General features: G+C 70.0%; 25 protein-coding genes and 1 tRNA gene. 25 read left to right on the top strand and 1 reads right to left on the bottom strand.

What is annotated here, in order from left to right; translation table 11 throughout:
* Positions 1-266: 266 nt before the first annotated feature.
* Positions 267-338: transfer RNA gene (locus IG86_RS0110705), tRNA-Arg, on the bottom strand.
* 82 nt (positions 339-420) lie between these two features.
* Here IG86_RS0110705 and IG86_RS0110700 point away from each other — a divergent pair.
* The 25 genes from IG86_RS0110700 (at position 421) to IG86_RS0110580 (ending at position 26658) form a co-directional block, all read left to right on the top strand.
* Positions 421-918: a response regulator gene (locus IG86_RS0110700; protein WP_107051915.1), complete on the top strand. Its 498-nt coding sequence runs from the start codon at positions 421-423 to the stop codon at positions 916-918.
* 108 nt (positions 919-1026) lie between these two features.
* Positions 1027-2037: an ArgS-related anticodon-binding protein NrtL gene (nrtL, locus tag IG86_RS0110695; RefSeq protein WP_030896476.1), complete on the top strand. Its 1011-nt coding sequence runs from the start codon at positions 1027-1029 to the stop codon at positions 2035-2037.
* Positions 2038-2056: 19 nt separating this feature from the next.
* Entirely contained in the window at positions 2057-3448 is a 1392-nt protein-coding gene (gene lysA / locus IG86_RS0110690) for a diaminopimelate decarboxylase (RefSeq protein WP_030826891.1), read from the top strand.
* A 127-nt stretch (positions 3449-3575) separates the two neighbouring features.
* The gene (locus IG86_RS0110685; RefSeq protein ID WP_030660255.1) at positions 3576-4865 is read left to right on the top strand and encodes a homoserine dehydrogenase; all 1290 of its coding nucleotides are present in this window, start codon (positions 3576-3578) and stop codon (positions 4863-4865) included.
* A gap of 6 nt (positions 4866-4871) precedes the next feature.
* Positions 4872-5942, top strand: a complete 1071-nt coding sequence (gene thrC / locus IG86_RS0110680) for a threonine synthase (protein WP_030826888.1) — start codon at positions 4872-4874, stop codon at positions 5940-5942.
* 335 nt (positions 5943-6277) lie between these two features.
* Entirely contained in the window at positions 6278-7204 is a 927-nt protein-coding gene (thrB, locus tag IG86_RS0110675) for a homoserine kinase (protein WP_030826885.1), read from the top strand.
* Between the two features lie 432 nt (positions 7205-7636).
* Positions 7637-9727: a transcription termination factor Rho gene (gene rho / locus IG86_RS0110670; protein WP_030826882.1), complete on the top strand. Its 2091-nt coding sequence runs from the start codon at positions 7637-7639 to the stop codon at positions 9725-9727.
* Positions 9728-10092: 365 nt separating this feature from the next.
* Positions 10093-11193 carry an LCP family protein gene (locus tag IG86_RS0110665; protein ID WP_030826879.1) on the top strand — a complete coding sequence of 367 codons (1101 nt, stop codon included), beginning with the start codon at positions 10093-10095 and terminating at the stop codon, positions 11191-11193.
* A 195-nt stretch (positions 11194-11388) separates the two neighbouring features.
* Positions 11389-11607, top strand: a complete 219-nt coding sequence (rpmE, locus tag IG86_RS0110660; protein WP_030008686.1) for a 50S ribosomal protein L31 — start codon at positions 11389-11391, stop codon at positions 11605-11607.
* Between the two features lie 126 nt (positions 11608-11733).
* Positions 11734-12813 carry a peptide chain release factor 1 gene (gene prfA, locus IG86_RS0110655; RefSeq protein WP_030826876.1) on the top strand — a complete coding sequence of 360 codons (1080 nt, stop codon included), beginning with the start codon at positions 11734-11736 and terminating at the stop codon, positions 12811-12813.
* Positions 12814-12860: 47 nt separating this feature from the next.
* Complete coding sequence (gene prmC, locus IG86_RS0110650; protein ID WP_030660273.1) at positions 12861-13706, top strand: peptide chain release factor N(5)-glutamine methyltransferase; 846 nt, start codon at positions 12861-12863, stop codon at positions 13704-13706.
* A 49-nt stretch (positions 13707-13755) separates the two neighbouring features.
* On the top strand, positions 13756-14403 hold the full coding sequence (locus tag IG86_RS0110645) for an L-threonylcarbamoyladenylate synthase (RefSeq protein WP_030660276.1): 648 nt from the start codon (positions 13756-13758) through the stop codon (positions 14401-14403).
* Positions 14400-15020 carry an arsenate reductase/protein-tyrosine-phosphatase family protein gene (locus tag IG86_RS0110640; protein ID WP_030896475.1) on the top strand — a complete coding sequence of 207 codons (621 nt, stop codon included), beginning with the start codon at positions 14400-14402 and terminating at the stop codon, positions 15018-15020. Before IG86_RS0110645 ends, IG86_RS0110640 begins: the two co-directional genes overlap by 4 nt.
* Before the next feature lie 265 nt (positions 15021-15285).
* A complete protein-coding gene (locus IG86_RS0110635) occupies positions 15286-16515 on the top strand; it encodes a serine hydroxymethyltransferase (protein ID WP_030896473.1) in 1230 nt (409 codons plus the stop codon).
* 104 nt (positions 16516-16619) lie between these two features.
* Complete coding sequence (locus IG86_RS0110630; RefSeq protein WP_199814500.1) at positions 16620-17966, top strand: MraY family glycosyltransferase; 1347 nt, start codon at positions 16620-16622, stop codon at positions 17964-17966.
* A 275-nt stretch (positions 17967-18241) separates the two neighbouring features.
* Positions 18242-18679: a Cg1360 family ATP-synthase-associated protein gene (locus IG86_RS0110625; protein ID WP_030826864.1), complete on the top strand. Its 438-nt coding sequence runs from the start codon at positions 18242-18244 to the stop codon at positions 18677-18679.
* Between the two features lie 241 nt (positions 18680-18920).
* A complete protein-coding gene (gene atpB, locus IG86_RS0110620) occupies positions 18921-19727 on the top strand; it encodes a F0F1 ATP synthase subunit A (RefSeq protein ID WP_030826861.1) in 807 nt (268 codons plus the stop codon).
* Between the two features lie 80 nt (positions 19728-19807).
* A complete protein-coding gene (gene atpE, locus IG86_RS0110615; protein WP_030386954.1) occupies positions 19808-20035 on the top strand; it encodes an ATP synthase F0 subunit C in 228 nt (75 codons plus the stop codon).
* A 40-nt stretch (positions 20036-20075) separates the two neighbouring features.
* Positions 20076-20618 carry a F0F1 ATP synthase subunit B gene (locus IG86_RS0110610; RefSeq protein ID WP_030826858.1) on the top strand — a complete coding sequence of 181 codons (543 nt, stop codon included), beginning with the start codon at positions 20076-20078 and terminating at the stop codon, positions 20616-20618.
* Positions 20615-21430, top strand: coding sequence for a F0F1 ATP synthase subunit delta (locus tag IG86_RS0110605; RefSeq protein ID WP_030826855.1), 816 nt, complete (start codon positions 20615-20617; stop codon positions 21428-21430). Before IG86_RS0110610 ends, IG86_RS0110605 begins: the two co-directional genes overlap by 4 nt.
* A gap of 129 nt (positions 21431-21559) precedes the next feature.
* The gene (gene atpA, locus IG86_RS0110600) at positions 21560-23155 is read left to right on the top strand and encodes a F0F1 ATP synthase subunit alpha (protein WP_030660299.1); all 1596 of its coding nucleotides are present in this window, start codon (positions 21560-21562) and stop codon (positions 23153-23155) included.
* A gap of 20 nt (positions 23156-23175) precedes the next feature.
* Positions 23176-24093 carry a F0F1 ATP synthase subunit gamma gene (locus IG86_RS0110595; protein WP_030660303.1) on the top strand — a complete coding sequence of 306 codons (918 nt, stop codon included), beginning with the start codon at positions 23176-23178 and terminating at the stop codon, positions 24091-24093.
* Positions 24093-25535 carry a F0F1 ATP synthase subunit beta gene (gene atpD, locus IG86_RS0110590; RefSeq protein WP_030826852.1) on the top strand — a complete coding sequence of 481 codons (1443 nt, stop codon included), beginning with the start codon at positions 24093-24095 and terminating at the stop codon, positions 25533-25535. Before IG86_RS0110595 ends, atpD begins: the two co-directional genes overlap by 1 nt.
* A gap of 141 nt (positions 25536-25676) precedes the next feature.
* The gene (locus tag IG86_RS0110585) at positions 25677-26048 is read left to right on the top strand and encodes a F0F1 ATP synthase subunit epsilon (RefSeq protein WP_030660309.1); all 372 of its coding nucleotides are present in this window, start codon (positions 25677-25679) and stop codon (positions 26046-26048) included.
* 163 nt (positions 26049-26211) lie between these two features.
* A complete protein-coding gene (locus tag IG86_RS0110580; RefSeq protein WP_030826849.1) occupies positions 26212-26658 on the top strand; it encodes a DUF2550 domain-containing protein in 447 nt (148 codons plus the stop codon).
* Positions 26659-26699: the final 41 nt, after the last annotated feature.

Here is a 26699-nt window from a genome sequence, read left to right as displayed (position 1 = left end):
CTGGATCGTCCCGTCGACTCCACAAGGTCCGTGCCTCTTGGCGCGCCGCCGGGGCCCTGCCAGAAAGAGCCCGGCTGGCGCGTCGGACGAGACGAATCAGGAAGACTGGCCCAGGTCTCGCTGGCGGCCTGGGTGGATCTCACGCACCACTCACGCGAGAACAGCGAGAGACAACGAGAAAGCCCCGGACTCAGTGGGACTGAGTTCGGGGCTTCATCTTTGGCACTTCAGCAGGTCAGCGACACTTACACACTGTCTAGCTGGAGTGCCCCCGGCAGGATTCGAACCTGCGCACACGGCTCCGGAGGCCGTTGCTCTATCCCCTGAGCTACGGGGGCGTGTCGCTTGTGGTGCGGCGACGGGTTGAACACTACCAGCTTCCGCGGGGTGATCAGGAACCGTTTTGTGGGGGACGGGGGAGTGGGTCGCCCGCACGGGGTGGAAGTGGCAAAAACCCGGACGCGGGGGCCCGGGCGGACCTACTCTCGAGTTGTGCCAGGCGTCTCGGGCCGGGTCCTCGTTGTCGACGACAACAAGGTCATCCGGCATCTGATCAAGGTCAATCTCGAGCTGGAGGGCTTCGAGGTCGTGACCGCGAACGATGGTGCCGAGGCTCTGGACGTGGTGCACCGGGTGTGCCCTGACGTGATCACCCTTGATGTGGTCATGCCCCGGCTGGACGGGTTCGGGGCCGCCGCGCAGCTGCGGGCCGATCCGCGGACGCGCGACGTGCCCGTCGCCATCGTCAGCGCCTGTTCGCAGCAGGAGGTCGAGGCCGGGATCGAGGCCGGGGTCGACGCCTTCCTCGCCAAGCCGTTCGAGCCCACCGAGCTCGTGCGCGTCGTGCGTCGGCTCGCCGAGCGCAAGGACCGGCGCGACGGGAGGAAAGGGGCTCCCGCCGGGAGGGGGCGGGGCTGAGTCCCCGTCCGGGCCACCGGCCTGATCGGCAGGACACCCCCGGGGCCTGTTGTTCACATGGCGAAACCCTTCGTGGGATGACCGGGCGTCTCCCCTAGGCTGGGTCCCGTGACCCCCGCAGACCTCTCCCGTTGCGTCGTACGCGCCGTGCGCTGCGCCGTCGCGGACGGGGAGCTGGCCGCCGGGGCGGCCGTGCCCGAGCGGGTCGTCGTCGAGCGGACCCGGCCCGGCGGGGTCGGGGACTACGCCACCCCCGTCGCCTTCCAGGTCGCCAAGGCCGCCCGGTGCGCGCCGCGTGACGTGGCCGACGTACTGGCCCGCCGGCTCGGCGCCGAGCCGGGCATCGAGCGCGTCGAGGTCACCGGAGCGGGGTTCCTCAACTTCGTGCTGCCCGCCCCTTCCGCGCCCGCGGTCATCACCGACGTGATCGTGCGTGACATCGCCATCCGGGACGTCCGCGGGGGCGCCGCCCATGTCGTTCCCGCCGACGAGAGCGGGCTCGGGCTGCGCGAACGTGTCGTGCGGCGGAGTGTCCTGCGGCTTCTGTGCGTCCAGTGTGGGGTCGCCGACGGCACACTGCTCGACAGCCCGGCCGGCGCCCCCGTAGCCCCCGGCGCCCCCGTAGCCCCCGTCGCCAAGCGGGACGGCGACGTCGTCGCCCGTTACGGCGCCGACGCCGCCTGCTGGGCGATGCTCGCCGTGCCCGCCCGCGAGACCCCTTCCTTCTCCGACGCGCTGCTGCACCAGGGCGAGGCCAACGAGTTCTTCCGCGTCCGGTACGCCCACGCCCGCAGCCGGGCCCTCGTACGCAACGCCCACCAGCTGGGCTTCCACCAGGAGCCCGGCGACGTCGACGACGCCCCCGCCCTGCTGCGGCTCCTCGCCGACCACCCCCTCGTCCTCGAGGCCGCCGCGCACCACCGGGCGCCCGAGCGGCTCGTGCGCAGCCTCGTCGAGCTGGCCGACGCGCTGCTCGACTTCCAGTACCGCGTACTGCCCCAGGGGGACGAGAAACCCTCGGCCGCCCACCGCGCCCGGCTGGCACTCGCCGAAGCCGCCGGGACGGTGCTGGCCGGCGGCCTGGCCCTGCTCGGCATGGACGCACCCGAACGCCTATGAACCGCGAAGAGAGAAACCGATGAGCCGCTCCGCGCACCCCGCCGGCCCCCGCCACGCCGACGTCCTGCCCGAAGGGCACTACTCCCCGCCGCCCGCCGACCTGAACGCGCTCGACGAGAAGGTCTGGTCCCGCACCGTCCGGCGCCAGGACGACGGCGTCGTCTCCGTCGGCGGCATCGAAGTCACCAAGCTCGCCGAGGAGTTCGGGACCCCCGCGTACTTCCTCGACGAGGAGGACTTCCGGGCCCGCTGCCGGGCCTGGGCGCACGCCTTCGGCCCCGACGCCGACGTCTTCTACGCCGGCAAGGCGTTCCTGTCCAAGGCCGTCGTGAAGTGGCTGAAGGAAGAGGGGCTCAACGTCGACGTGTGCTCCGGCGGGGAGCTGAGCACCGCCCTCGCCGCCGGGATGCCGGCCGACCGGATCGCCTTCCACGGCAACAACAAGTCCGAGGGCGAGATCCGCCGGGCCGTCGAGGCCGGGGTCGGACGGATCGTCCTGGACTCCTTCCAGGAGATCGCCCGGGTCGCGCACATCGCCCGCGAGCTGGGCGTACGGCAGCCCGTGCAGATCCGCGTGACCGTCGGCGTCGAGGCGCACACGCACGAGTTCATCGCCACCGCCCACGAGGACCAGAAGTTCGGCATCGCCGTCGCGGACGGGTCCGCCGCCGAGGCAGTGCGCCGCGCCCTGGGCCACGACTCGCTGGAGCTGCTGGGCGTCCACTCCCACATCGGCTCGCAGATCTTCGACATGGCCGGCTTCGAGGTCTCCGCCAAGCGCGTCGTGCGGCTGCTCGCCGCCGTCCGCGACGAGCACGGCGTCGAACTGCCCGAGATCGACCTCGGCGGCGGCCTGGGCATCGCCTACACCTCCGGCGACGACCCCCGCGAGCCCCACGAGATCGCCAAGGCGCTCACCGAGATCGTGGCCCGCGAGTGCGAGAGCGCGGGGCTGCGCGCCCCCCGGATCTCCGTCGAGCCCGGCCGCGCCATCGTCGGCCCGACCGCGTTCACCCTGTACGAGGTGGGGACCATCAAGCCGCTGGAGGGGCTCCGTACCTACGTGAGCGTCGACGGCGGGATGTCCGACAACATCCGTACGGCCCTCTACGACGCCGAGTACTCCATCGCGCTCGTCTCCCGTACCTCCGACGCCGAGCCCATGCTCGTGCGCGTCGTCGGGAAGCACTGCGAGAGCGGTGACATCGTCGTGAAGGACGCGTTCCTGCCGGCCGACCTGGCGCCCGGCGACCTCCTCGCCGTGCCCGCCACCGGAGCGTACTGCCGGTCCATGGCCAGCAACTACAACCACGCGCTCCGCCCGCCCGTCGTCGCCGTGCGTGACGGACAGGCACGAGTGATCGTTCGCCGCGAGACGGAGGAAGATCTCCTGCGTCTCGACCTCGGATGATGAAATAGGTATCTCAGTCAATGGACCGAGGATGGAAAGTGCTGTCCATTGAGTGAGACTGGTTCACACCCCGCGCGCAAACCGCGCGCGGGGTATTGATGGAAGATCGAAAGGCGTAGGTCGAATGATGCGTACGCGTCCGCTGAAGGTGGCGCTGCTGGGCTGTGGAGTGGTCGGCTCAGAGGTGGCTCGCATCATGACGACGCACGCCGACGACCTCACGCAGAGGATCGGCGCGCCCGTGGAGCTCGCCGGCGTGGCCGTGCGCCGCCCCTCCAAGGTGCGCGAGGGCATCGACCCGGCCCTGATCACCACTGACGCCACCGCCCTCCTCAAACGCGGCGACATCGACATCGCCATCGAGGTCATCGGCGGCATCGAGCCGGCCCGCACCCTGATCACCACCGCCTTCGAGCACGGCATCTCGGTGGTCTCCGCGAACAAGGCGCTGCTCGCCCAGGACGGCGCCGCACTGCACGCCGCCGCCGAGCAGCACGGCCGCGACCTGTACTACGAGGCCGCCGTCGCCGGCGCCATCCCGCTGGTCCGCCCGATGCGCGAGTCCCTCGCGGGCGACAAGATCAACCGCGTGATGGGCATCGTCAACGGCACGACGAACTTCATCCTCGACAAGATGGACTCCACGGGCGCCGGCTACCAGGAGGCGCTCGACGAGGCCACCGCCCTCGGGTACGCCGAGGCCGACCCGACGGCCGACGTCGAGGGCTACGACGCCGCCGCCAAGGCCGCGATCCTGGCCGGCATCGCCTTCCACACCCGCGTCCGCCTGGACGACGTGTACCGGGAGGGCATGACCGAGGTCAGCGCCGCGGACTTCGCGTCCGCCAAGCGGATGGGCTGCACCATCAAGCTCCTCGCCATCCTGGAGCGCGCCGCGGACGGCGAGTCCGTCACCGCCCGCGTCCACCCGGCGATGATCCCGCTCAGCCACCCGCTCGCCTCCGTCCGCGAGGCGTACAACGCGGTCTTCGTCGAGGCGGAGGCCGCCGGGCGGCTCATGTTCTACGGGCCCGGCGCGGGCGGTGCCCCGACCGCGTCCGCGGTCCTCGGCGACCTCGTCGCCGTCGCCCGCAACAAGCTCGCCGAGGCAACGGGGCCCGGCGAGTCGGCGTACACCCAGCTGCCGGTCAGCCCCATGGGCGAGGTCGTCACCCGCTACCACATCAGCCTCGATGTGGCGGACAAGCCGGGCGTCCTCGCCCAGGTGGCGACCACGTTCGCGGAGCACGGTGTGTCCATCGACACCGTGCGGCAGCAGGGCAAGGACGGCGAGGCCTCCCTCGTCGTCGTCACTCACCGCGCCGCCGACGCCGCCCTCTCCGGGACGGTCGAGGCGCTGCGGAAGCTGGACACCGTGCGCGGTGTCGCCAGCATCATGCGTGTTGAAGGGGAGTAAGGACCCATGAGCAGCAATCGCACCCACCAGTGGCGCGGCATCATCGAGGAGTACCGGGACCGCCTGCCGGTGACGGACACGACTCCGGTGGTCACGCTCCGCGAGGGTGGCACTCCTCTCGTTCCCGCGCAGGTGCTGTCCGAGCGCACCGGCTGCGAGGTGCACCTCAAGGTCGAGGGGGCGAACCCCACCGGGTCCTTCAAGGACCGCGGCATGACCATGGCGATCTCCAAGGCCAAGGAGGAGGGCGCCAAGGCCGTCATCTGTGCCTCCACGGGCAACACTTCGGCCTCCGCGGCCGCGTACGCGGTGCGCGCCGGGATGGTCTCCGCGGTGCTCGTGCCCCGCGGCAAGATCGCGCTGGGCAAGATGGGCCAGGCCCTCGTGCACGGCGCCAAGATCCTGCAGGTGGACGGCAACTTCGACGACTGCCTCGACCTCGCCCGTGCGCTGTCCGACAACTACCCGGTGGCGCTGGTCAATTCGGTCAACCCGGTGCGCATCGAGGGTCAGAAGACGGCCGCGTTCGAGATCGTCGACGCGCTCGGCGACGCCCCGGACGTGCACGTGCTGCCGGTGGGCAACGCGGGCAACATCACCGCGTACTGGAAGGGGTTCAAGGAGTACAAGGCCGACGGCCTGGCCTCCCGTACGCCCCGCGTGTGGGGTTTCCAGGCGTCCGGTTCCGCGCCCATCGTGCGCGGCGAGATCGTCAAGGAGCCGCACACCGTCGCCACCGCGATCCGCATCGGCAACCCGGCCTCCTGGGACTACGCCCTGCAGGCGCGCGACGAGTCCGGCGGCCTCATCGACGAGGTGACGGACCGCCAGATCCTGGCCGCCTACCGGCTGTTGGCCTCCCAGGAGGGCGTCTTCGTCGAGCCCGCCTCGGCCGCGTCCGTGGCCGGTCTGCTCAAGGCCGCCGAGCTGGGGCTGGTGGACCCGGGGCAGAGGATCGTGTGCACCGTCACGGGCAACGGCCTGAAGGACCCCGACTGGGCGGTCGCCGGCGCTCCGCAGCCCGTCACCGTTCCGGTGGACGCCGAAGCCGCCGCCGTGCGCCTCGGCCTGGTCTGACGCACAGGCGTGTGAGCCGGGTTCCGGAGGTTCCCCGAGTGTCCTGACCGGCACTCCCGGGCCCTCCGGAACCCGGCAACTCACCTCGTACGACGACAAAAGTACGGCCGAAGCGGGTCCAACCCGGTCGAATCCGCGACACGCATCGTGCGCCTCCTGTGCGCCCTATGTCGCGAGAGAACCTTCCTTCGATAGGCTGTACTTACATCCGCCACCGCGCATATGACTGCGGTGCTGCCCCGAGGGCCTTCGGGTGTCGTGCGTTCTCCAGTACATTCACAGCGAGCCAGCGAAGAGCGAAGTCCTCGCACAGTCACAAGGAGTGTCATCGGACGATGGCCGGTCCAGCGTTCCGCGCCGCCGCCGTACGGGTGCGCGTCCCCGCCAGCAGTGCCAACCTCGGCCCCGGCTTCGACGCCCTGGGCCTGGCCCTAGGCCTCTACGACGACGTCGTCGTACGGGTGGCCGACTCCGGCCTGAACATCGACATCGCGGGTGAGGGCGCCGACACCCTCCCGCGGGACGAGAGCCACCTGCTCGTACGCTCCATGCGCACCGCCTTCGACCTGCTGGGCGGACAGCCGCGCGGCCTTGAGGTCGTCTGCGCCAACCGCATCCCGCACGGCCGCGGCCTGGGCTCCTCCTCGGCCGCCATCTGCGCCGGCATCGTCGCCGCCCGCGCCGTCACCATAGGCGGCGAGGCGAAGCTCGACGACGCGGCGCTCCTGGAGCTCGCCACCGAGATCGAGGGCCACCCCGACAACGTCGCGGCCTGCCTGCTCGGCGGGTTCACCCTGGCGTGGATGGACGGCGGCAGTGCCAGGGCGATCCGGATGGAGCCCGCCCAGTCCATCGTTCCGGTGGTCTTCGTACCTTCCAGGCCGGTCCTCACCGAGACGGCGCGCGGCCTGCTGCCGCGCACCGTCCCGCACGTGGACGCGGCCGTCAACGCGGGCCGCGCGGGCCTGCTCGTGGAAGCCCTGACCAGGCGTCCCGAGCTGCTGCTGCCGGCCACCGAAGACCGGCTCCACCAGGAGTACCGGTCCCCGGCGATGCCCGAGAGCGTGGCACTCGTCAACCGGCTGCGGGCGGACGGCATCCCCGCGGTCATCTCCGGCGCGGGCCCCACGGTCCTCGCGCTGGTCGACAACGACGCGGCCGACAAGGTCGCGCAGCTCGCGGGCGAGGGGTGGGCGGCGAACCGGCTCGCACTCGACGCCGCGGGCGCGAGCGTTCTTCCGCTGGGAACCCAGGGCGGCTAGGCCTGTCCGCGTGACAGGACCAGTCGGCCAGGGGCGGGCGGCCAGGGCAGGCCGCCCGCGCGGAAGGGCGCGATTGCCGGTGATTGAGAGGGGGAATATCTATTGGATCCGGTAGTGTTAGTCTCAAGTGCGCATCGGAAGCCGCCATGGCTCGGTGCTCAGTGTCCCCATCCGGGACCACATTTCTTCCGGGAGCCTCCCCGACTGCTTTGATCACTTCCAGCAGTTTCGAGCACGCTCCGGAATCGGCGTGATTTTCCCACGCTTTTCAGCTCGGGGGCTTCTCGCCGGAACCCACGCACGTTCTCTTTCCGCCGTATCTCTATCGGCGGACCACCGCCCCGGCACGGTCCACACCAAGGACCGTTGTCGGACAGCACAACCGGTCGCCGAGCCAGACAGGCCGACGTCCGCTCCAGGGAAGGACCCTTCGTGAGCGACACCACCGATCTGATGGGCGCTGCCGACACCTCTGTCGACACCAGTGCCCCCGCCGCGGGCGCCGCGCCCAAGCGTCGACGCACCGGCACCGGCCTTGACGGCATGGTCCTCGCCGAGCTGCAGCAGGTCGCGTCGGGCCTCGGCATCAGGGGCACCGCGCGGATGCGCAAGAGCCAGCTGATCGAGGTCATCAAGGAGGCGCAGGCGGGCAGCGGTGCCCCCAAGGCCGCCGCCTCCGCCGCCGCGGACACCGCCGAGGCCAAGCCGAAGCGCCGCGCCACCAGCAAGGCCCGTACGGCTGCCGCCGAGGCCGCACCGGCGGAGGCCCCCGCGGCCCCGGCCGAGAAGCCGGCCGCTCAGGCGCAGATCGAGATCCCGGGCCAGCCGGCCAGCGATGACGCCCCGGCCGGCGAGCGCCGCCGCCGTCGCGCGACGGCCCCCTCCGGCAGCCCGGAGGGCTCGGCCCCCGTCTCCGTACAGGTCGAGCAGAAGGCCGACACGGCCACCGCCACCGCGCCCGCCGAGACCAAGGCCGAGGCCGCCACCGCGGTCTCCGCCGGCCAGGCCCAGGGCCAGGACGGCGAAGGCCGCGGCCGCCGCGAGCGCCGGGAGCGCGGCGACCGCCAGCGCGACCGCCGTGACCGTGGCGCCAAGGCCGACGACCAGGGCCAGGGCGGCCAGGGTCAGGGCGGCCAGGGCCAGCCCGCGCAGGGCGGCCAGGGCGGCGGCCGTCAGGACCGCGCCGACCGTCAGGACCGCCAGCAGCAGGGCGGCCGCGGTCAGGGCCAGGGCCAGGGCCAGCAGGGTCGCCAGGACGGCGGCCCGCAGGACGACTTCGACGACGAGGGCGGCCGTCGTGGCCGCCGCGGCCGCTACCGCGACCGCCGTGGCCGTCGTGGCCGCGACGAGTTCGCGCCGAACGAGCCGCAGGTCGCCGACGACGACGTGCTGATCCCCGTCGCGGGCATCCTCGACATCCTGGACAACTACGCGTTCATCCGGACCTCGGGCTACCTGCCCGGCCCCAACGACGTGTACGTCTCCCTCGCCCAGGTCCGCAAGGCGGGTCTGCGCAAGGGCGACCACACCACGGGTGCCGTGCGCCAGCCCAAGGACGGCGAGCGCCGCGAGAAGTTCAACGCCCTGGTGCGCCTCGACTCGGTGAACGGCATGGCGCCCGAATCCGGCCGCGGCCGACCGGAGTTCCAGAAGCTGACGCCCCTGTACCCGCAGGACCGGCTGCGCCTGGAGACCGACCCGGGCGTGCTGACCACCCGCATCATCGACCTCGTGTCGCCGATCGGCAAGGGTCAGCGAGGCCTGATCGTGGCCCCGCCGAAGACCGGCAAGACCATGATCATGCAGGCGATCGCCAACGCGATCACCACCAACAACCCCGAGTGCCACCTGATGGTCGTCCTGGTCGACGAGCGTCCGGAAGAGGTCACCGACATGCAGCGGTCGGTCAAGGGCGAGGTCATCTCCTCGACCTTCGACCGCCCGGCCGAGGACCACACCACCGTTGCCGAGCTGGCCATCGAGCGCGCCAAGCGTCTCGTCGAGCTCGGTCACGACGTGGTCGTCCTGCTGGACTCCATCACCCGTCTGGGCCGCGCGTACAACCTCGCGGCGCCCGCCTCCGGCCGCATCCTGTCCGGTGGTGTCGACTCGACCGCGCTGTACCCGCCGAAGCGCTTCTTCGGTGCCGCGCGCAACATCGAGGACGGCGGCTCGCTGACCATCCTGGCCACCGCGCTGGTCGACACCGGCTCGCGCATGGACGAGGTGATCTTCGAGGAGTTCAAGGGCACCGGCAACATGGAGCTCAAGCTCGACCGGAAGCTCGCCGACAAGCGCATCTTCCCGGCCGTCGACGTCGACCCGTCGGGCACCCGCAAGGAGGAGATCCTCCTCAACGCGGAAGAGCTCGCCATCGTCTGGAAGCTGCGCCGGGTGCTGCACGCGCTCGACTCGCAGCAGGCGATCGAACTGCTCCTCGACAAGATGAAGCAGACGAAGTCGAACGCCGAGTTCCTGATGCAGATCGCGAAGACGACCCCGTCGGGCAAGAACGACGACTGAGGTCGGCCGGCCGGCGTCCCGCGCCGGACGTGAGGCATCACCGCAGCAGCCCCCGCCGCACACCCGCGGCGGGGGCTGCTGCGCGTTCTCCCGGCGCCTGGAGCGCCTCGGGGAGGCAGCCGCGGCCCGTGCGAGCTTTCCCACATCACACCCCCCGCGGGGCCTCCCGCCGCCCGCGCCGAAACCGCAGGTGAAGGGCCCGTTACAGAAAGCTTTGTCCGGGTTCGTACGCAAGTGGCGACCGTGCGGGGGGTTGCGGCCGCCGTGGAACCCTTCAAGGCATTCGCCCGTCTGTGTCAGAGGACCCGCGGGGTGGACGGCGGGCCGGTACGGACCCGGGGACCGGACTCAGGACTGAGGAGACCATGACCGAGGACAGCAAGGGCCGCGGCCGGCGGGCCGCGGGCCGGCGCCGACGCAAACCGGCGGGGCGCCGCAGGGCCCTCGTCATAGCCGCCTGGAGCGCCGCCGCGGTGGTCCTGCTGGGCGGGGCGGGCCTGGGCTACTTCTACTTCAAACTCAACGGCAACCTGAAGACGGTCGACATCGACCAGGCGCTGGGCACGGACCGCCCGGCGAACGTCGACAACGGCTCGATGGACATCCTCGTCCTCGGCTCCGACTCCCGCGGCGGCGCCAACGGCGCCTACGGCCAGGACGACGGCGGCTCCGCCCGCTCCGACACGGCGATGATCGTCCACCTCTACGAGGGCCACCAGAAGGCCAGCGTCGTCTCCATACCCCGCGACACCATGACCTCCCGCCCCGAGTGCCCCACCGGCAAGGGCAAGAGCGACCCCGGCGGCAAGCGCCGGCAGTTCAACGAGGCCTACACCGTCGGCGGCGCCGCCTGCGCCGTCAAGACCGTCGAGAAGATGTCGGGGATCCGCATGGACCACTACATCGAGGTCGACTTCACCGGCTTCAAGAAGATCATCGACACCCTCGGCGGGGTCCAGGTGACCACCACCAAGCCGATCAAGGACGAGTACAGCCACCTCGACCTCCCGGCCGGCCCGAACCAGCTGAACGGCGAGCAGGCCCTCGGCCTCGTCCGTACCCGCCACGGCGTCGGCGACGGCGGTGACCTCGGCCGAATACAGCTGCAGCAGGCCTTCATCAAGGCGCTGATCAAGCAGGTCAAGGGCGTCGGAGTGTTCGACAACCCCAAGAAGCTGTTCGACCTCGCCGACGCCGGGACCAAGGCGCTCACCACCGACAAGGCGCTCGGCGACGTGAAGTCCCTCGCCGGCTTCGCCCAGAGCCTCCAGGGCATCGACGCCCAGGACATGCAGATGATCACCCTGCCGGTGACCACGGACGCACTCGACGCGAACCGCGTCACGCCGCTGCAGAAGGAGTCCAAGATGGTCTGGGACGCCCTGCTGGCCGACCGGCCGATCCCGGCCGAGGCCACCGTGAACTCCACCGGCGACAAGAGCGCGGCCGGGACCGTCGTCCAGTAGGGCCGCCCCGCGGACCGGCGCCCCGAAGGGCGTCGGAGCCCGCCGGAATAGAAGCGGACCCCTTCCCGTTGAGGGAGACGTCCTCAGAATTTTGACAGGCAGCCCGGTCCTGGCAGACTGGTCTGTCGGCCCCGGTTCACGCAAGTAGCAATTCGGCTCCTGCGACCCGGCGCCCTCCCGAATCTAGGAGACACCTTGAAGCGCGATGTTCACCCCGAGTACGTCGAGACCGCGGTCAGCTGCACCTGCGGTGCGTCGTTCACCACCCGTAGCACCCTGACCGAGGGCACCATCCGTGCCGAGGTCTGCTCCGAGTGCCACCCGTTCTACACGGGCAAGCAGAAGATCCTCGACACCGGTGGCCGTGTGGCCCGCTTCGAGGCGCGCTTCGGCAAGGGCGCGGCCAAGAAGTAGCGCGACCCAGGCGCCGGTCTCCGGCCGCCCCCTGTCCACTCGGGGGCGGCCGGACCGGCGCCTTTGTCGTCGTATCGCCCGTCCCCCCGTGCAGTCCCCCCGCACTTTCACCACAGGAGTCCCCCGATGTTCGAGGCGGTCGAGGAACTGGTTGGCGAACACGCCGACCTCGAGAAGCAGCTCGCCGACCCTTCGGTCCACTCCGATCAGGCCAACGCGCGCAAGCTGAACAAGCGCTACGCGGAGCTGACCCCGATCATCGCTACCTTCCGTGCCTGGAAGCAGACGGGCGAGGACATCGAGACGGCGAAGGAGTTCGCGGCCGACGACCCGGACTTCGCCGCCGAGGTCAAGGAGATGACCCAGCAGCGCGAGGAGCTCACCGAGAAGCTCCGCCTGCTGCTCGTCCCGCGCGACCCCAGCGACGACAAGGACGTGCTCCTGGAGGTCAAGGCGGGCGCGGGCGGCGACGAGTCCGCCCTGTTCGCCGGCGACCTGCTGCGCATGTACCTGCGCTACGCCGAGCGCGTGGGCTGGAAGACCGAGATCATCGACGCCACCGAGTCCGAGCTCGGCGGCTACAAGGACGTCCAGGTCTCCGTCCGCACCAAGGGCGGCAACGGTGCCACCGAGCCCGGCCAGGGCGTGTGGGCCCGCCTGAAGTACGAGGGCGGCGTGCACCGCGTCCAGCGCGTTCCGGCCACCGAGTCCCAGGGCCGCATCCACACCTCCGCCGCCGGCGTGCTCGTCACCCCGGAGGCCGAGGAGGTCGAGGTCGAGATCAACGCCAACGACCTCCGCATCGACGTGTACCGCTCCTCCGGCCCCGGCGGCCAGTCCGTCAACACCACCGACTCGGCCGTGCGCATCACGCACATCCCGACCGGTGTGGTCGCCTCCTGCCAGAACGAGAAGAGCCAGCTCCAGAACAAGGAGCAGGCCATGCGCATCCTGCGCTCCCGCCTGCTGGCCGCCGCCCAGGAGGCCGCCGAGCAGGAGGCCTCCGACGTGCGCCGCAGCCAGGTCCGCTCCGTGGACCGGTCCGAGAAGATCCGTACGTACAACTTCCCGGAAAACCGGATCTCGGACCACCGCACCGGTTTCAAGGCGTACAACTTGGACCAGGTCCTCGACGGTGACCTCGACGCGGTCATCCAGGCCTGCGTGGACACGGACTCCGCGGCCAAGCTCGCCGCCGCGAACTGACCGAAACCCGCTTCACCCCCCGTACGACAGCAGCCCGGAGGACCAGCGTGAACTTGCTGCTTGCCGAGGTGGCCCAGGCCACCCAGCGGCTGGCCGCCGCCGGCGTGCCCTCACCGCGCTTCGACGCGGAGGAGCTCGCCGCCTTCGTGCACGGCGTCAAGCGGGGGGAACTGCACCACGTCAAGGACGCGGACTTCGACGCCCGCTACTGGGAGGCCGTCGCCCGCCGCGAGGCGCGCGAGCCGCTCCAGCACATCACCGGGCGCGCCTTCTTCCGGTACCTGGAGCTCCAGGTCGGGCCCGGGGTCTTCGTGCCCCGGCCCGAGACCGAGTCGGTCGTCGACTGGGCCATACAGGCCGTCCGGGCGATGGACGTCGTCGAGCCGCTGATCGTGGACCTGTGCACCGGCTCCGGCGCGATCGCGCTGGCCATGGCGCAGGAGGTGCCGCGCTCGCGCGTGCACGCGGTGGAGCTGTCCGAGGACGCCCTGCGGTGGACCCGCAAGAACGCCGAGGGCTCCCGCGTCACCGTCCACCAGGGCGACGCCCTGAGCGCGCTGCCCGAGCTCGACGGCCAGGTCGACCTGGTCATCTCCAACCCGCCGTACATCCCGCTCACCGAGTGGGAGTACGTCGCCCCCGAGGCCCGCGACCACGACCCGGAGATGGCGCTCTTCTCCGGCGAGGACGGACTCGACACCATCCGGGGCATCGAGCGCACCGCCCACCGGCTGCTGCGGCCCGGCGGCATCGTCGTCGTCGAGCACGCCGACACCCAGGGCGGCCAGGTCCCGTGGATCTTCGCCGAGGAACGGGGCTGGGCCGACGCCGCCGACCACCCCGACCTCAACAACCGCCCGCGCTTCGCCACGGCCCGCAAGGCGCTGCCGTGACCGGCGCGACGCATCCCGCCACCCCCCTGCTGCACGAGGAGGCCCGCTGATGGCCCGGCGATACGACTGCAACGACGCGACGGACCGCAAGACGGGTCTGCGTGAAGCCGCATCCGCCGTGCGCCGCGGCGAGCTCGTCGTGCTGCCCACCGACACCCTGTACGGGATCGGCGCGGACGCCTTCAGCCCGGAGGCCGTCCACGACCTGCTCGCCGCCAAGGGCCGCGGCCGCGGCATGCCCACCCCGGTGCTCATCGGCTCCCCGAACACCCTGCACGGTCTCGTCACGGACTTCTCCGAGCAGGCCTGGGAGCTCGTCGACGCGTTCTGGCCGGGCGCGCTGACGCTGGTCGCCAAGCACCAGCCCTCGCTCGCGTGGGACCTCGGCGACACCCACGGCACCGTGGCCGTGCGCATGCCCCTGCACCCGGTCGCCATCGAGCTGCTGACGGAGGTCGGCCCGATGGCGGTGTCGTCGGCCAACCTCTCCGGACAGCCGGCGCCCGAGGACTGCGACGCGGCGCGCGAGATGCTCGGCGACTCGGTGTCCGTGTACCTGGACGGCGGTCCGACGCCCGGCATCGAGCCGTCGTCGATCGTCGACGTCACGGGGAAGGTTCCCGTGCTGCTGCGCGAGGGGGCGCTCAGCGCCGACCAGCTGCGGGAGGTCGTACCCGACCTCGAGGTGGCCCCGTGAGCCCTGAGGGGCGTGGCATAGCAGGGGGAAGCACTTTCCGCATACTCCACGTCAGCACGGGCAACGTGTGCCGCTCGCCGATCACCGAGCGGCTCACCCGGCACGCCCTCTCGCACCGCCTCGGCGGTCCCGTCGGCGGCGACCTCATCGTGGAGAGCGCCGGCACGTGGGGCCACGAGGGCGCCCCGATGGAGGCGAACGCGGCCGCCGTGCTCGCGGACTTCGGGGCCGACGCGTCCGGGTTCACCGGCCGCGAGCTGCTGGACGAGCACGTCATACGCGCCGACCTGGTGCTGACCGCCACGCGTGACCACCGTGCGCAGGTCATCTCGATGGGCCACTCGGCGGGACTGCGCACCTTCACGCTGAAGGAGTTCACCCGGCTGGTCCGGGCCATAGATCCGGCCACGCTGCCGCCGCTGGACGACGGCATGGCGGAGCGGGCGCGGGCGCTCGTGCGGGCCGCCGCTGCGCTGCGCGGGTGGCTGCTGGCGCCGTCGCCCGACGCGGACGAGGTGTACGACGCCGAGCGGTGTGAGGAGCGCGTCGGGAAGGTGTTCAACCAGGCGCTGGACCCGGTGGTCACGGCCCTGACGGGTGTCACCGCCCACCGTTGATCCGGCGGCGGGAGGCCGGCGCAGCGGGCCGATGCCCGGGAGGCCCCAGGGCCGAGCGGTGTGAGGAGCGCGTCGGGAAGGTGTTCAACCAGGCGCTGGACCCGGTGGTCACGGCCCTGACGGGTGTCACCGCCCACCGCTGATCCGGCGGGGCCGGTCGTGGGCGCCCCGGATGCGCCGGGGCGGTCGGGAGGCGTCGGCAGGGCGCCGTGGGGATCGCGGGCCTAGAGTGGCTGGTACCCGGTACCCCCCCTGGAGTCGCGCCATGAGCGTCATCACCCAGCCCACGGACCTGCTGCGCCGGCAGGACCCGCAGATGGCCGACGTACTCGCCGGGGAGGCCCGCAGGCAGGCCGGCACGCTGCAGCTGAGCGCGGCGGAGAACTTCACCTCGTCGGCCGTCCTGGCGGCGCTGGGGTCCCCGCTCGCCAACAAGTACGCCGAGGGCTACCCCGGCGCCCGCTACCACGGCGGGTGCGAGTACGCGGACCTGGCCGAACAGGCGGCCGTCGAGCGGGCCAAGGCGCTGTTCGGGAGCGAGCACGCCAACGTGCAGCCGCATTCCGGCTCCTCGGCCGTCCTGGCCGCCTACGCGGCGCTGCTGCGGCCGGGGGACACCGTGCTGGCCATGGGGCTCCCGTACGGGGGACACCTCACCCACGGCTCGCCCGCCAACCTCTCGGGACAGTGGTTCGACTTCGTCGGCTACGGCGTCGACGCCGGGACGGGCCTCATCGACTACCGGCAGGTGCAGGACCTCGCCCGGTCGCACCGGCCGAAGGCCATCGTGTGCGGGTCGATCTCCTATCCCCGCCACCCCGAGTACTCGGCCTTCCGGGAGATCGCCGACGAGGTCGGGGCCTACCTGATCGCCGACGCCGCGCATCCGATCGGACTGGTGGCCGGCGGGGCCGCGCCCAGTCCGGTCCCGTACGCCGACGTCGTGTGCGCGACCACGCACAAGGTGCTGCGCGGGCCGCGCGGCGGGATGGTGCTGTGCGGCGCCGAGTTCGCCGAGCGCATCGACCGGGCGGTGTTCCCCCTCACCCAGGGCGGGGCCCAGATGCACACCATCGCCGCCAAGGCCGTCGCCTTCGGCGAGGCGGGCCGGCCGGCCTTCACCACCTACGCCCACCGCGTGGTCGCCAATGCCCGGGCGCTGGCCGCGGCGCTGGAGGAGCGCGGGTTCACGATCACCACCGGCGGCACCGACACGCACATGGTCACCGCGGACCCGGCGGCGCTGGGCGTGGACGGCCCGACCGCCCGCGGCCGGCTGGCCGCCGCCGGGATCGTGCTGGACACGTGCGTGCTGCCGTACGGGGACCAGCGGGGCGTAAGGCTGGGCACGGCCGCGGTGACCACCCAGGGGATGGGGGAGCCGCAGATGCGCCGGATCGCGGAGCTGTTCGCGGCCGCGCTGGGCGGGGAAGCAGCGAAGACACGTACGGAGGTCGGCAAGCTCACGGAAGGATTTCCCCCTTACGGGGAGTAATAGGGACAAGAGGGGTGTAGTGGAACCGGGATACCGCACCCTCGCGTCCTCGGTAGAGGGGACATCGCAGCTAATGTGTGGGGCTGAGATGGCCGGCGATACATCTGGGGCAGCCAGTGCGTGAATATCTGCTGACGCTTTGCGTCACGGTCGCGGTGACCTACCTGCTGACCGGGCCCGTGCGGAAGTTCGCGATCGCGGCCGGGGCCATGCCGGAGATCCGCGCCCGCGACGTGCACCGCGAGCCGACGCCGCGCCTCGGCGGGATCGCGATGTTCGGCGGCCTGTGCGCGGGCCTGCTGGTCGCCGACCACCTGCAGAACCTCAACGCGGTCTTCGAGAAGTCGAACGAACCGCGCGCACTGCTCTCCGGAGCCGCCCTGATCTGGCTGATCGGTGTCCTGGACGACAAGTTCGAGATCGACGCCCTCATCAAGCTCGGCGCGCAGATGATCTCCGCCGGCGTGATGGTCATGCAGGGCCTGACCATCCTGTGGATCCCGGTGCCCTTCATCGGCACGGTCCCGCTCACCCAGTGGCAGGGCAACCTGCTCACCGTGGCGCTCGTCGTCATCACCATCAACGCGGTGAACTTCGTCGACGGCCTCGACGGCCTCGCCGCCGGCATGGTCTGCATCGCAGCCGCCGCGCTCTTCCTGTACGCGTACCGGATCTGGTTCGGCTACGGCATCGAGTCCGCGGCCCCCGCCACCCTCTTCGCGGCCATCCTGATGGGCATGTGCCTGGGCTTCCTGCCGCACAACATGCATCCCGCCCGGATCTTCATGGGCGACTCCGGCTCGATGCTCATCGGCCTGGTGCTGGCCGCCGCCGCGATCTCGCTGACGGGACAGGTGGACCCGGACGCGCTGGCCCTGTTCGCCGGTGGTGAGCGCAACGCGACGCACGCGATGCTGCCCGTCTTCATCCCGCTGATCCTGCCCCTGACGATCATCGCGATCCCGATGGCGGACCTGATCCTGGCCATCGTCCGGCGTACGTGGAAGGGCCAGTCGCCGTTCGCGGCCGACCGCGGGCACCTCCACCACCGGCTCCTGGAGCTCGGGCACTCGCACAGCCGCGCGGTCCTGATCATGTACTTCTGGTCGGGGCTGATCGCCTTCGGCACGGTGGCCTACTCCGTGCATTCCGCCACGATGTGGATCGTGCTGCTGATCGCCGCGCTGAGCGCGGTGGGCCTGATCCTGCTGCTCCTGCCGCGCTTCACGCCGCGCACCCCGAAGTGGGCGGAGGGTCTGGTTCCGCCGCGCTACCGGCACGCCGCGCGCGCGGCGGAGGCGGCCGCTGAGGCGGCCGCACTGGACGCCTCGGGCACCGAGCCGGCACCCGCCAGGCCGATCGCCGCGGGCGTCTCGGGCGTCAACGGAGCGACCGCCGTGGGCCCCCGTTCGCGCTTCCCCGAGCGGCGTAAGGCTGAATCCACTCGCTGACCGTCGCTTCACATGTCGGACATGGACGCCCATTAGCAGACAGTCGACCCGGCTGTCGCGCACACACGCGCAGGGTCACTCTCATGTGTGACAGTCGGCACACCCAGCAGGTAAAGCTCTCATCAAATAGTTTGTGATACCGTTCACTAAACCCGGCGACAGAGCCGAAGGACCGTAGTGCGACGGTCCCTTGGCCCGAGGTTCTCTCTCGGACCGGGCTTACGCTCGTCCCGTACGAGTCCAGTGCCCCCACCACCACGCGGAGCGAAACCGCCATGCGGTCAGATGACGTCCGATCCCTCCTGCAAGCCGCCGTGCCCACGGCCATCGCCGGCGCAATCGCCGCTTTGGTCAGCGGGCTTGTCGTCGGCGGCAAGGGCGCGGTCGGAGCGGTCGTCGCGACGCTGGTCGTGATCGTGTTCATGGGCATCGGATTCGTCGTTCTGCAGCGCACGGCGAAATCGCTTCCGCACCTCTTCCAGGCCATGGGGCTCATGCTCTACACGGCCCAGATCCTGCTGCTTTTCGTGTTTGTCGCGGCGTTCAAGAACACCACCCTGTTCAACCCCAAGGCGTTCGCGATCACGCTCGTGGCGACCACCCTCGTGTGGATCGCCGCGCAGACCCGCGCGCACATGAAGGCCAAGATTCTTTACGTCGAACCGGACTCGACGACGGGCGACAAGCCCGAAAATCCGGGACCGAAGACGTGAAGGGTAGGGCCGGGATAAGTGGGCGTTCGAGATCCTGCTATCGTCCGGTGCCAACTGCGGCACTGCGGGCGCGGGCATCTGAGCTGACGCCTGTTCCATCGCGAGGCTCGATGCCTGACTGCCGCCCCACCATCCGTTACACCAGTCCAGTGCCGAACCGCGGCTGCGCGCCGCGCCGACACAACGAGGTTGCCGTACCTATGCGCCACGCTGAAGGAGCCCTGCGGTGAGTGCTGCTGACATGACGCTCGCCTTCGAGATCAATTGTCATTTCGAAGACGGCACTGGCTGCGGCTTCCCGGGCCCGACCCTGTACTCGTTCCTGTTCAAGCCGATCTTCGGTGACGACAGCGGCCTGTACTTCAACAAGACGATGCTTCTGGCCCTGCTGGGCTCGATCGTCATCGTCGGCTTCTTCTGGGCCGCGTTCCGGAAGCCGAAGGTCGTCCCGGGCAAGCTGCAGATGGTCGCCGAGGCCGGCTACGACTTCGTGCGCCGCGGCATCGTCTACGAGACGCTGGGCAAGAAGGAGGGCGAGAAGTACGTCCCCTTCATGGTCGCGACGTTCTTCTTCGTCTGGATGATGAACCTCTGGTCGATCATCCCGCTCGCCCAGTTCCCGGTGACCGCGGTCATCGCGTACCCGGCCGGTCTCGCCCTCGTCATCTACGTCATGTGGATGTCGGTGACCTTCAAGCGCCACGGCTTCGTCGGCGGCTTCAAGAACATCACGGGCTACGACAAGTCGCTCGGCCCGGTTCTGCCGATGGTCATGGTCATCGAGTTCTTCTCGAACGTCCTGGTCCGTCCCTTCACCCACGCGGTCCGACTGTTCGCGAACATGTTCGCCGGTCACACCCTGCTGCTGCTGTTCACCATCGCCAGCTGGTACCTGCTGAACGGGATCGGCATCGCCTACGCGGGCGTCTCGTTCGTCATGGTCATCGTGATGACCGCGTTCGAGCTCTTCATCCAGGCCGTCCAGGCCTACGTCTTCGTGCTGCTGGCTTGCAGCTTCCTGCAGGGCGCGCTCGCCGAGCACCACTGAGCGCGGCCCGCTCCAAGCAATCCCCCCAGTCGTCCGGTGGCCAACCCCCACCGGTCCGTGAAAGAGAAGGAAGAACTGGCATGTCCCAGACCCTTGCTGCCGTCACCGGTTCCCTCAGCTCCGTTGGCTACGGCCTCGCGGCGATCGGCCCCGGCGTCGGCGTCGGCATCATCTTCGGTAACGGCACCCAGGCGCTCGCCCGTCAGCCCGAAGCTGCCGGTCTGATCCGCGCCAACCAGATCCTCGGCTTCGCCTTCTGTGAGGCGCTCGCCCTCATCGGTCTGGTCATGCCGTTCGTCTACAGCTGACGAACCCCACGACTAGTTCGAATCGACGAAAGGCACTGATGTGAACCTCCTGGTTCTGGCGGCCGAGGAGCCTCAAAACCCCCTCGTTCCGCCGATCCCCGAGCTCGTCATCGGTCTGATCGCCTTCGTCATCGTCTTCGGATTCCTCGCGAAGAAGCTCCTCCCGAACATCAACAAGGTTCTGGAAGAGCGCCGCGAGGCCATCGAGGGCGGTATCGAGAAGGCGGAAGCCGCTCAGACCGAGGCCCAGAGCGTCCTGGAGCAGTACAAGGCCCAGCTCGCCGAAGCCCGGCACGAGGCCGCGCGCCTGCGCCAGGAAGCGCTGGAGCAGGGCACTGCGCTGAAGGAAGAACTGCGCGCAGAGGGCCAGCGGCAGCGTGAGGAGATCATCGCTGCCGGCCACGCCCAGATCGCGGCAGACCGCAAGGCCGCCTCTCAGGCGCTGCGTCAGGACGTTGGCAAGCTCGCCACCGACCTGGCCGGCAAGCTCGTCGGCGAATCCCTCGAGGACCACGCCCGGCAGAGCCGCACCATCGACCGCTTCCTCAGCGAGCTTGAGGAGAAGGCCGAGGCGGCCCGATGAACGGAGCGAGCCGCGAGGCGCTGGCCTCCGCGCGCGAGCGTCTCGACGCGCTGACGGACAACACGTCCGTCGACGCGACGAAGCTCGCCGGTGAGCTGGCCGCTGTCACCGCGCTGCTCGACCGTGAGGTCTCGCTGCGTCGGGTCATCACGGACCCGGCGCAGGCCGGCGAGGCCAAGGCCGAGCTCGTCGCTCGGCTGCTCGGCGGTCAGGTCGGCGGGGAGACCCTCGACCTGGTGTCCGGCATGGCCCGGTCCCGCTGGTCGCAGTCCCGCGACCTGGTGGACTCGCTGGAGGAGCTGGCGGCCACCGCCGACCTCACGGCGGCCCAGCGGGCAGGCGCGCTCGACGACGTCGAGGACGAGGTCTTCCGCTTCGGCCGGATCGTGTCCTCGAACACCGAGCTGCGTGCCGCGCTGACCGACCGTGCGGCGACCGCCTCCGCCAAGAGCCAGCTGCTGCGCAGCCTGCTCGGCGGAAAGGCGAACGCCGCCACCGAGCGCCTGGTGACGCGTCTTGTCACGCACCCGCGTGGACGTAGCCTGGAAGCGGGACTCGAGTCCCTTTCCAAGCTCGCCGCCGAGCGCCGTGACCGCATGGTCGCCACCGTGACCAGCGCGGTTCCGCTCAGCGACGTGCAGAAGCAGCGTCTCGGCGCGGTGCTGGCCAAGCTGTACGGCCGCCAGATGCACCTGAACCTCGACGTGGACCCCGAGGTCCTCGGCGGGATCTCGGTGCGAGTCGGCGACGAGGTCATCGACGGCACCATCGCGGACCGCCTCGCAGAGGCGTCCCGACGCATGGCCGGCTGACCAGCCACCAAAAGTACAAAGCATTCCTAGCGGCCCGGTTGGGCCGTGCAGAACTTGCAGAAGATTCCTGGGGGTCGCCCCCAGACCCCTAAGAAGCTTCAGGCCCAACAAGGAGAGCAGGGAACCCAGATGGCGGAGCTCACGATCCGGCCGGAGGAGATCCGGGACGCACTGGAGAACTTTGTCCAGTCGTACCAGCCGGACGCGGCCTCGCGCGAGGAGGTCGGAACGGTCAGCGTTGCCGGCGACGGCATCGCGAAGGTGGAGGGCCTGCCCTCCGCCATGGCGAACGAGCTGCTGAAGTTCGAGGACGGCACCCTCGGTCTCGCCCTCAACCTCGAGGAGCGCGAGATCGGTGCGATCGTCCTCGGCGAGTTCAGCGGTATCGAGGAGGGCCAGCCGGTGCAGCGCACCGGTGAGGTTCTCTCCGTAGGTGTCGGCGAGGGCTACCTCGGCCGCGTCGTCGACCCGCTCGGCAACCCGATCGACGGCCTCGGCGAGATCGCGACCGAAGGCCGCCGCGCCCTCGAGCTGCAGGCCCCGGGCGTCATGGTCCGTAAGTCGGTGCACGAGCCCATGCAGACCGGCTACAAGGCCGTCGACGCGATGGTGCCGATCGGCCGTGGCCAGCGTCAGCTGATCATTGGTGACCGTCAGACCGGCAAGACCGCTCTGGCCGTCGACACGATCATCAACCAGCGCGACAACTGGCGCTCGGGCGACGTGAACAAGCAGGTCCGCTGCATCTACGTCGCCATCGGCCAGAAGGGCTCGACCATCGCGTCCGTTCGCGGCGCCCTGGAAGAGGCCGGCGCGCTCGAGTACACGACGATCGTCGCCGCCCCGGCGTCCGACCCGGCCGGCTTCAAGTACCTGGCGCCGTACACCGGTTCCGCCATCGGCCAGCACTGGATGTACGCCGGCAAGCACGTCCTGATCATCTTCGACGACCTGTCGAAGCAGGCCGACGCCTACCGCGCCGTGTCGCTGCTGCTGCGCCGCCCGCCGGGCCGTGAGGCCTACCCGGGTGACGTCTTCTACCTGCACTCCCGTCTGCTGGAGCGCTGCGCGAAGCTGTCCGACGAGATGGGCGCCGGTTCGATGACCGGTCTGCCGATCGTCGAGACCAAGGCGAACGACGTGTCGGCGTTCATCCCGACCAACGTCATCTCCATCACCGACGGCCAGTGCTTCCTCGAGTCCGACCTGTTCAACGCGGGCCAGCGCCCGGCGCTGAACGTCGGTATCTCGGTGTCCCGCGTCGGTGGCTCCGCCCAGCACAAGGCCATGAAGCAGGTTTCGGGTCGTCTCCGCGTCGACCTGGCCCAGTACCGTGAGCTGGAGGCGTTCGCCGCCTTCGGTTCCGACCTGGACGCCGCGTCGAAGGCCTCGCTGGAGCGCGGCAAGCGCATGGTCGAGCTGCTGAAGCAGGGCCAGTACCAGCCGATGCCCGTCGAGGAGCAGGTCGTCTCCGTCTGGGCCGGCACCACCGGCAAGATGGACGACGTCCCGGTCGCCGACATCCGTCGCTTCGAGTCGGAGCTGCTGGAGCACCTGCGCCGCGAGCGCAAGGACCTCCTGACCTCCATCGCCGACGGCGGCAAGATGTCGGACGACACCCTGGGCTCGATCGCTGACGCCATCGCGGCCTTCAAGCGCCAGTTCGAGACCTCGGACGGCAAGCTCCTGGGCGAGGACGTGCCGGCCGTCAACGTCTCCAAGTGACGACGGAAGGGACCTGACTCATGGGAGCGCAGCTCCGGGTCTACAAGCGTCGCATCCGTGCCATCACGGCGACCAAGAAGATCACCAAGGCGATGGAGATGATCGCCGCCTCGCGCATCGTCAAGGCGCAGCGCAAGGTGGCGGCGTCGATGCCGTACGCGACCGAGCTCACCCGTGCGGTGACCGCGGTGGCGACCGGTTCGAACACCAAGCACGCCCTGACCACCGAGGTCGAGGCGCCGACCCGCGCCGCGATCGTGCTCATCACGAGCGACCGCGGTCTGGCCGGCGGCTACTCCTCGAACGCCATCAAGCAGGCGGACCGGCTCACCGAGCGGCTGCGCGCTGAGGGCAAGGAGGTCGACAGCTACATCGTCGGCCGCAAGGGTGTCGCCTACTACGGTTTCCGTGAGCGCAAGGTCACGGACTCGTGGACCGGCTTCACCGACAGCCCGGCCTACGCCGACGCCAAGCGCGTCGCGGCGCCGCTGATCGAGGCCATCCAGCTGGAAACGGCCGAGGGTGGCGTCGACGAGCTGCACATCGTCTACACGGAATTCGTGTCGATGATGACGCAGAACGCAGTGGACGGCCGGATGCTGCCGCTCAGTCTCGACAAGGCTGCGGAGGAGGACGGTGCGAAGGGCGAGATCCTTCCGCTGTTCGAGTTCGAGCCGTCGGCGGAGGACGTCCTCGACGCCCTGCTGCCGCGCTACGTCGAGAGCCGGATCTACAACGCACTGCTGCAGTCGGCCGCTTCCGAGCACGCCGCCCGCCGCCGTGCGATGAAGTCGGCGACCGACAACGCCGGAGACCTCATCAAGAGCCTCTCCCGGCTTGCCAACGCGGCCCGCCAGGCCGAAATCACCCAGGAAATCAGCGAGATCGTCGGTGGCGCGAGCGCCATGGCCGACGCGACCGCGGGGAGTGACAAGTAATGACGACCTCTGTTGAGACGGCCGCCGCCACGGGCCGCGTCGCCCGGGTCATCGGCCCGGTCGTCGACGTGGAGTTCCCCGTCGACGCGATGCCCGACATCTACAACGCGCTGAAGGTCCAGGTCGCCGACCCGGCCGAGGACGGCGCGCTCAAGACGCTGACCCTTGAGGTCGCCCAGCACCTGGGTGACGGCCTGGTCCGCACCATCTCCATGCAGCCCACCGACGGTCTGGTCCGCCAGGCCCCGGTGACCGACACGGGCGAGGGCATCACCGTCCCCGTCGGTGACTTCACCAAGGGCAAGGTGTTCAACACCCTGGGTGAGGTGCTCAACTACCCCGAGGCGAACGCCGAGGTCACCGAGCGCTGGCCGATCCACCGCAAGGCGCCTTCGTTCGACGAGCTCGAGTCGAAGACCGAGATGTTCGAGACCGGCGTCAAGGTCATCGACCTTCTCACCCCGTACGTCAAGGGTGGAAAGATCGGTCTGTTCGGTGGTGCCGGTGTCGGCAAGACCGTTCTGATCCAGGAAATGATCTACCGCGTCGCCAACAACCACGACGGTGTGTCGGTCTTCGCGGGCGTCGGTGAGCGTACCCGTGAGGGCAACGACCTCATCGAGGAGATGGGCGACTCCGGCGTCATCGACAAGACGGCGCTCGTCTTCGGCCAGATGGACGAGCCCCCGGGCACCCGTCTGCGCGTCGCCCTGGCCGGTCTGACCATGGCGGAGTACTTCCGCGATGTGCAGAAGCAGGACGTGCTCTTCTTCATCGACAACATCTTCCGGTACACCCAGGCGGGTTCCGAGGTGTCGACCCTGCTCGGCCGTATGCCCTCCGCGGTGGGTTACCAGCCGAACCTGGCCGACGAGATGGGTCTCCTCCAGGAGCGCATCACCTCGACCCGTGGTCACTCGATCACCTCGATGCAGGCGATCTACGTCCCCGCGGACGACCTGACCGACCCGGCGCCGGCGACCACCTTCGCCCACCTCGACGCGACGACGGTTCTCTCCCGTCCGATCTCCGAGAAGGGCATCTACCCGGCCGTGGACCCGCTGGACTCGACGTCCCGCATCCTCGACCCGCGGTACATCGCGGCGGACCACTACGCGGCCGCCATGCGTGTCAAGGGGATCCTGCAGAAGTACAAGGACCTCCAGGACATCATCGCGATCCTCGGTATCGACGAGCTGGGCGAGGAGGACAAGCTCGTTGTCCACCGTGCCCGTCGCGTCGAGCGCTTCCTGTCGCAGAACACCCACGTCGCCAAGCAGTTCACCGGCGTGGACGGTTCGGACGTTCCGCTCGACGAGTCGATCACCGCGTTCAACGCGATCTGCGACGGTGAGTACGACCACTTCCCCGAGCAGGCGTTCTTCATGTGCGGTGGCATCGAGGACCTGAAGGCCAACGCCAAGGAGCTGGGCGTCTCCTGATCCGGCGCGCTCCGCGAGGAGCGCATCCGGTTCGCAGGTTTCGACGGAGAGGGGCGGGTGTGTCCCGTCCCTCTCCCCACGCCCATTAGAATTTGACCCAACACCCGGCCGACCCGCCGGGTGGTGACCCGAGGAGCCACCTTGGCTGCTGAGCTGCACGTCGAGCTGGTCGCGGCGGACCGCAATGTCTGGTCCGGCGAGGCCACCCTTGTTGTCGCCCGCACCACGTCCGGCGACATCGGCGTCATGCCCGGTCACCAGCCGCTTCTCGGTGTGCTGGAATCGGGCCCGGTGACCATCCGCACCAGCGAGGGCAACACTGTCATCGCCGCGGTGCACGGCGGATTCATCTCGTTCGCGGACAACAAGCTGTCCCTGCTGGCCGAGATCGCCGAGCTCGCGGACGAGATCGATGTCCAGCGTGCGGAGCGGGCACTGGAGCGCGCGAAGTCGGAGGCCGACGCGGCCGCCGAGCGTCGCGCGGATGTCCGGCTGCGCGCCGTAACGGGCTGACCGCCCGTCGGAGTTTCAACCGCCGAGTCCCGGAGGGCGACCTTCGGGGCTCGGCAGACCTCAGCCGCGGTCCGTGCTGGAATTTTCCAGACCGGGTCGCGGCTGAGGCGATGCGGGTCCGTTTTTTCTCATGCGTATTCGATGAGCGAGGAGGTCGGTGAAGATGCTCCTCGCTCTGCTTGTGAGCGGCCTGGTCGTAGCCCTGGTGGTGATCGGGCTGTTCGTCTTCGGGCTGCGCCGCAGACTGATCCAGCGGTCTGGCGGCACCTTCGACTGCAGCATGCGCTGGGGTGTGGCCGAGGAGCCGGACATCTCCGGCAAGGGCTGGGTGTACGGGGTCGCGCGCTACAGCGGTGACCGGATCGAGTGGTTCCGGGTGTTCTCGTACTCCCCGCGCCCGCGCCGGCTGCTGGAGCGGTCCTCCATCGAGGTGCTGGCCCGTCGCGCCCCGGAGGGCGAGGAGGAGCTGGCCCTGCTGTCCGACGCCGTCGTGCTCGGCTGCCTCCACCGGGGGACGCGCCTGGAGCTGGCGATGAGCGAGGACGCGCTGACGGGCTTCCTCGCATGGCTGGAGGCGGCGCCGCCCGGCCAGCGGGTGAACGTGGCGTAGCACCCCTTCGGGGTGGGCGCCGCGGCGACACGGAGAAGCCG

The organism is Streptomyces virginiae (assembly GCF_000720455.1).
In the GTDB taxonomy this organism is placed as follows: domain Bacteria; phylum Actinomycetota; class Actinomycetes; order Streptomycetales; family Streptomycetaceae; genus Streptomyces; species Streptomyces virginiae.
The sequence above is the reverse complement of the archived record's forward strand: the minus strand, read 5'-3'. Positions and strand labels throughout refer to the sequence as shown.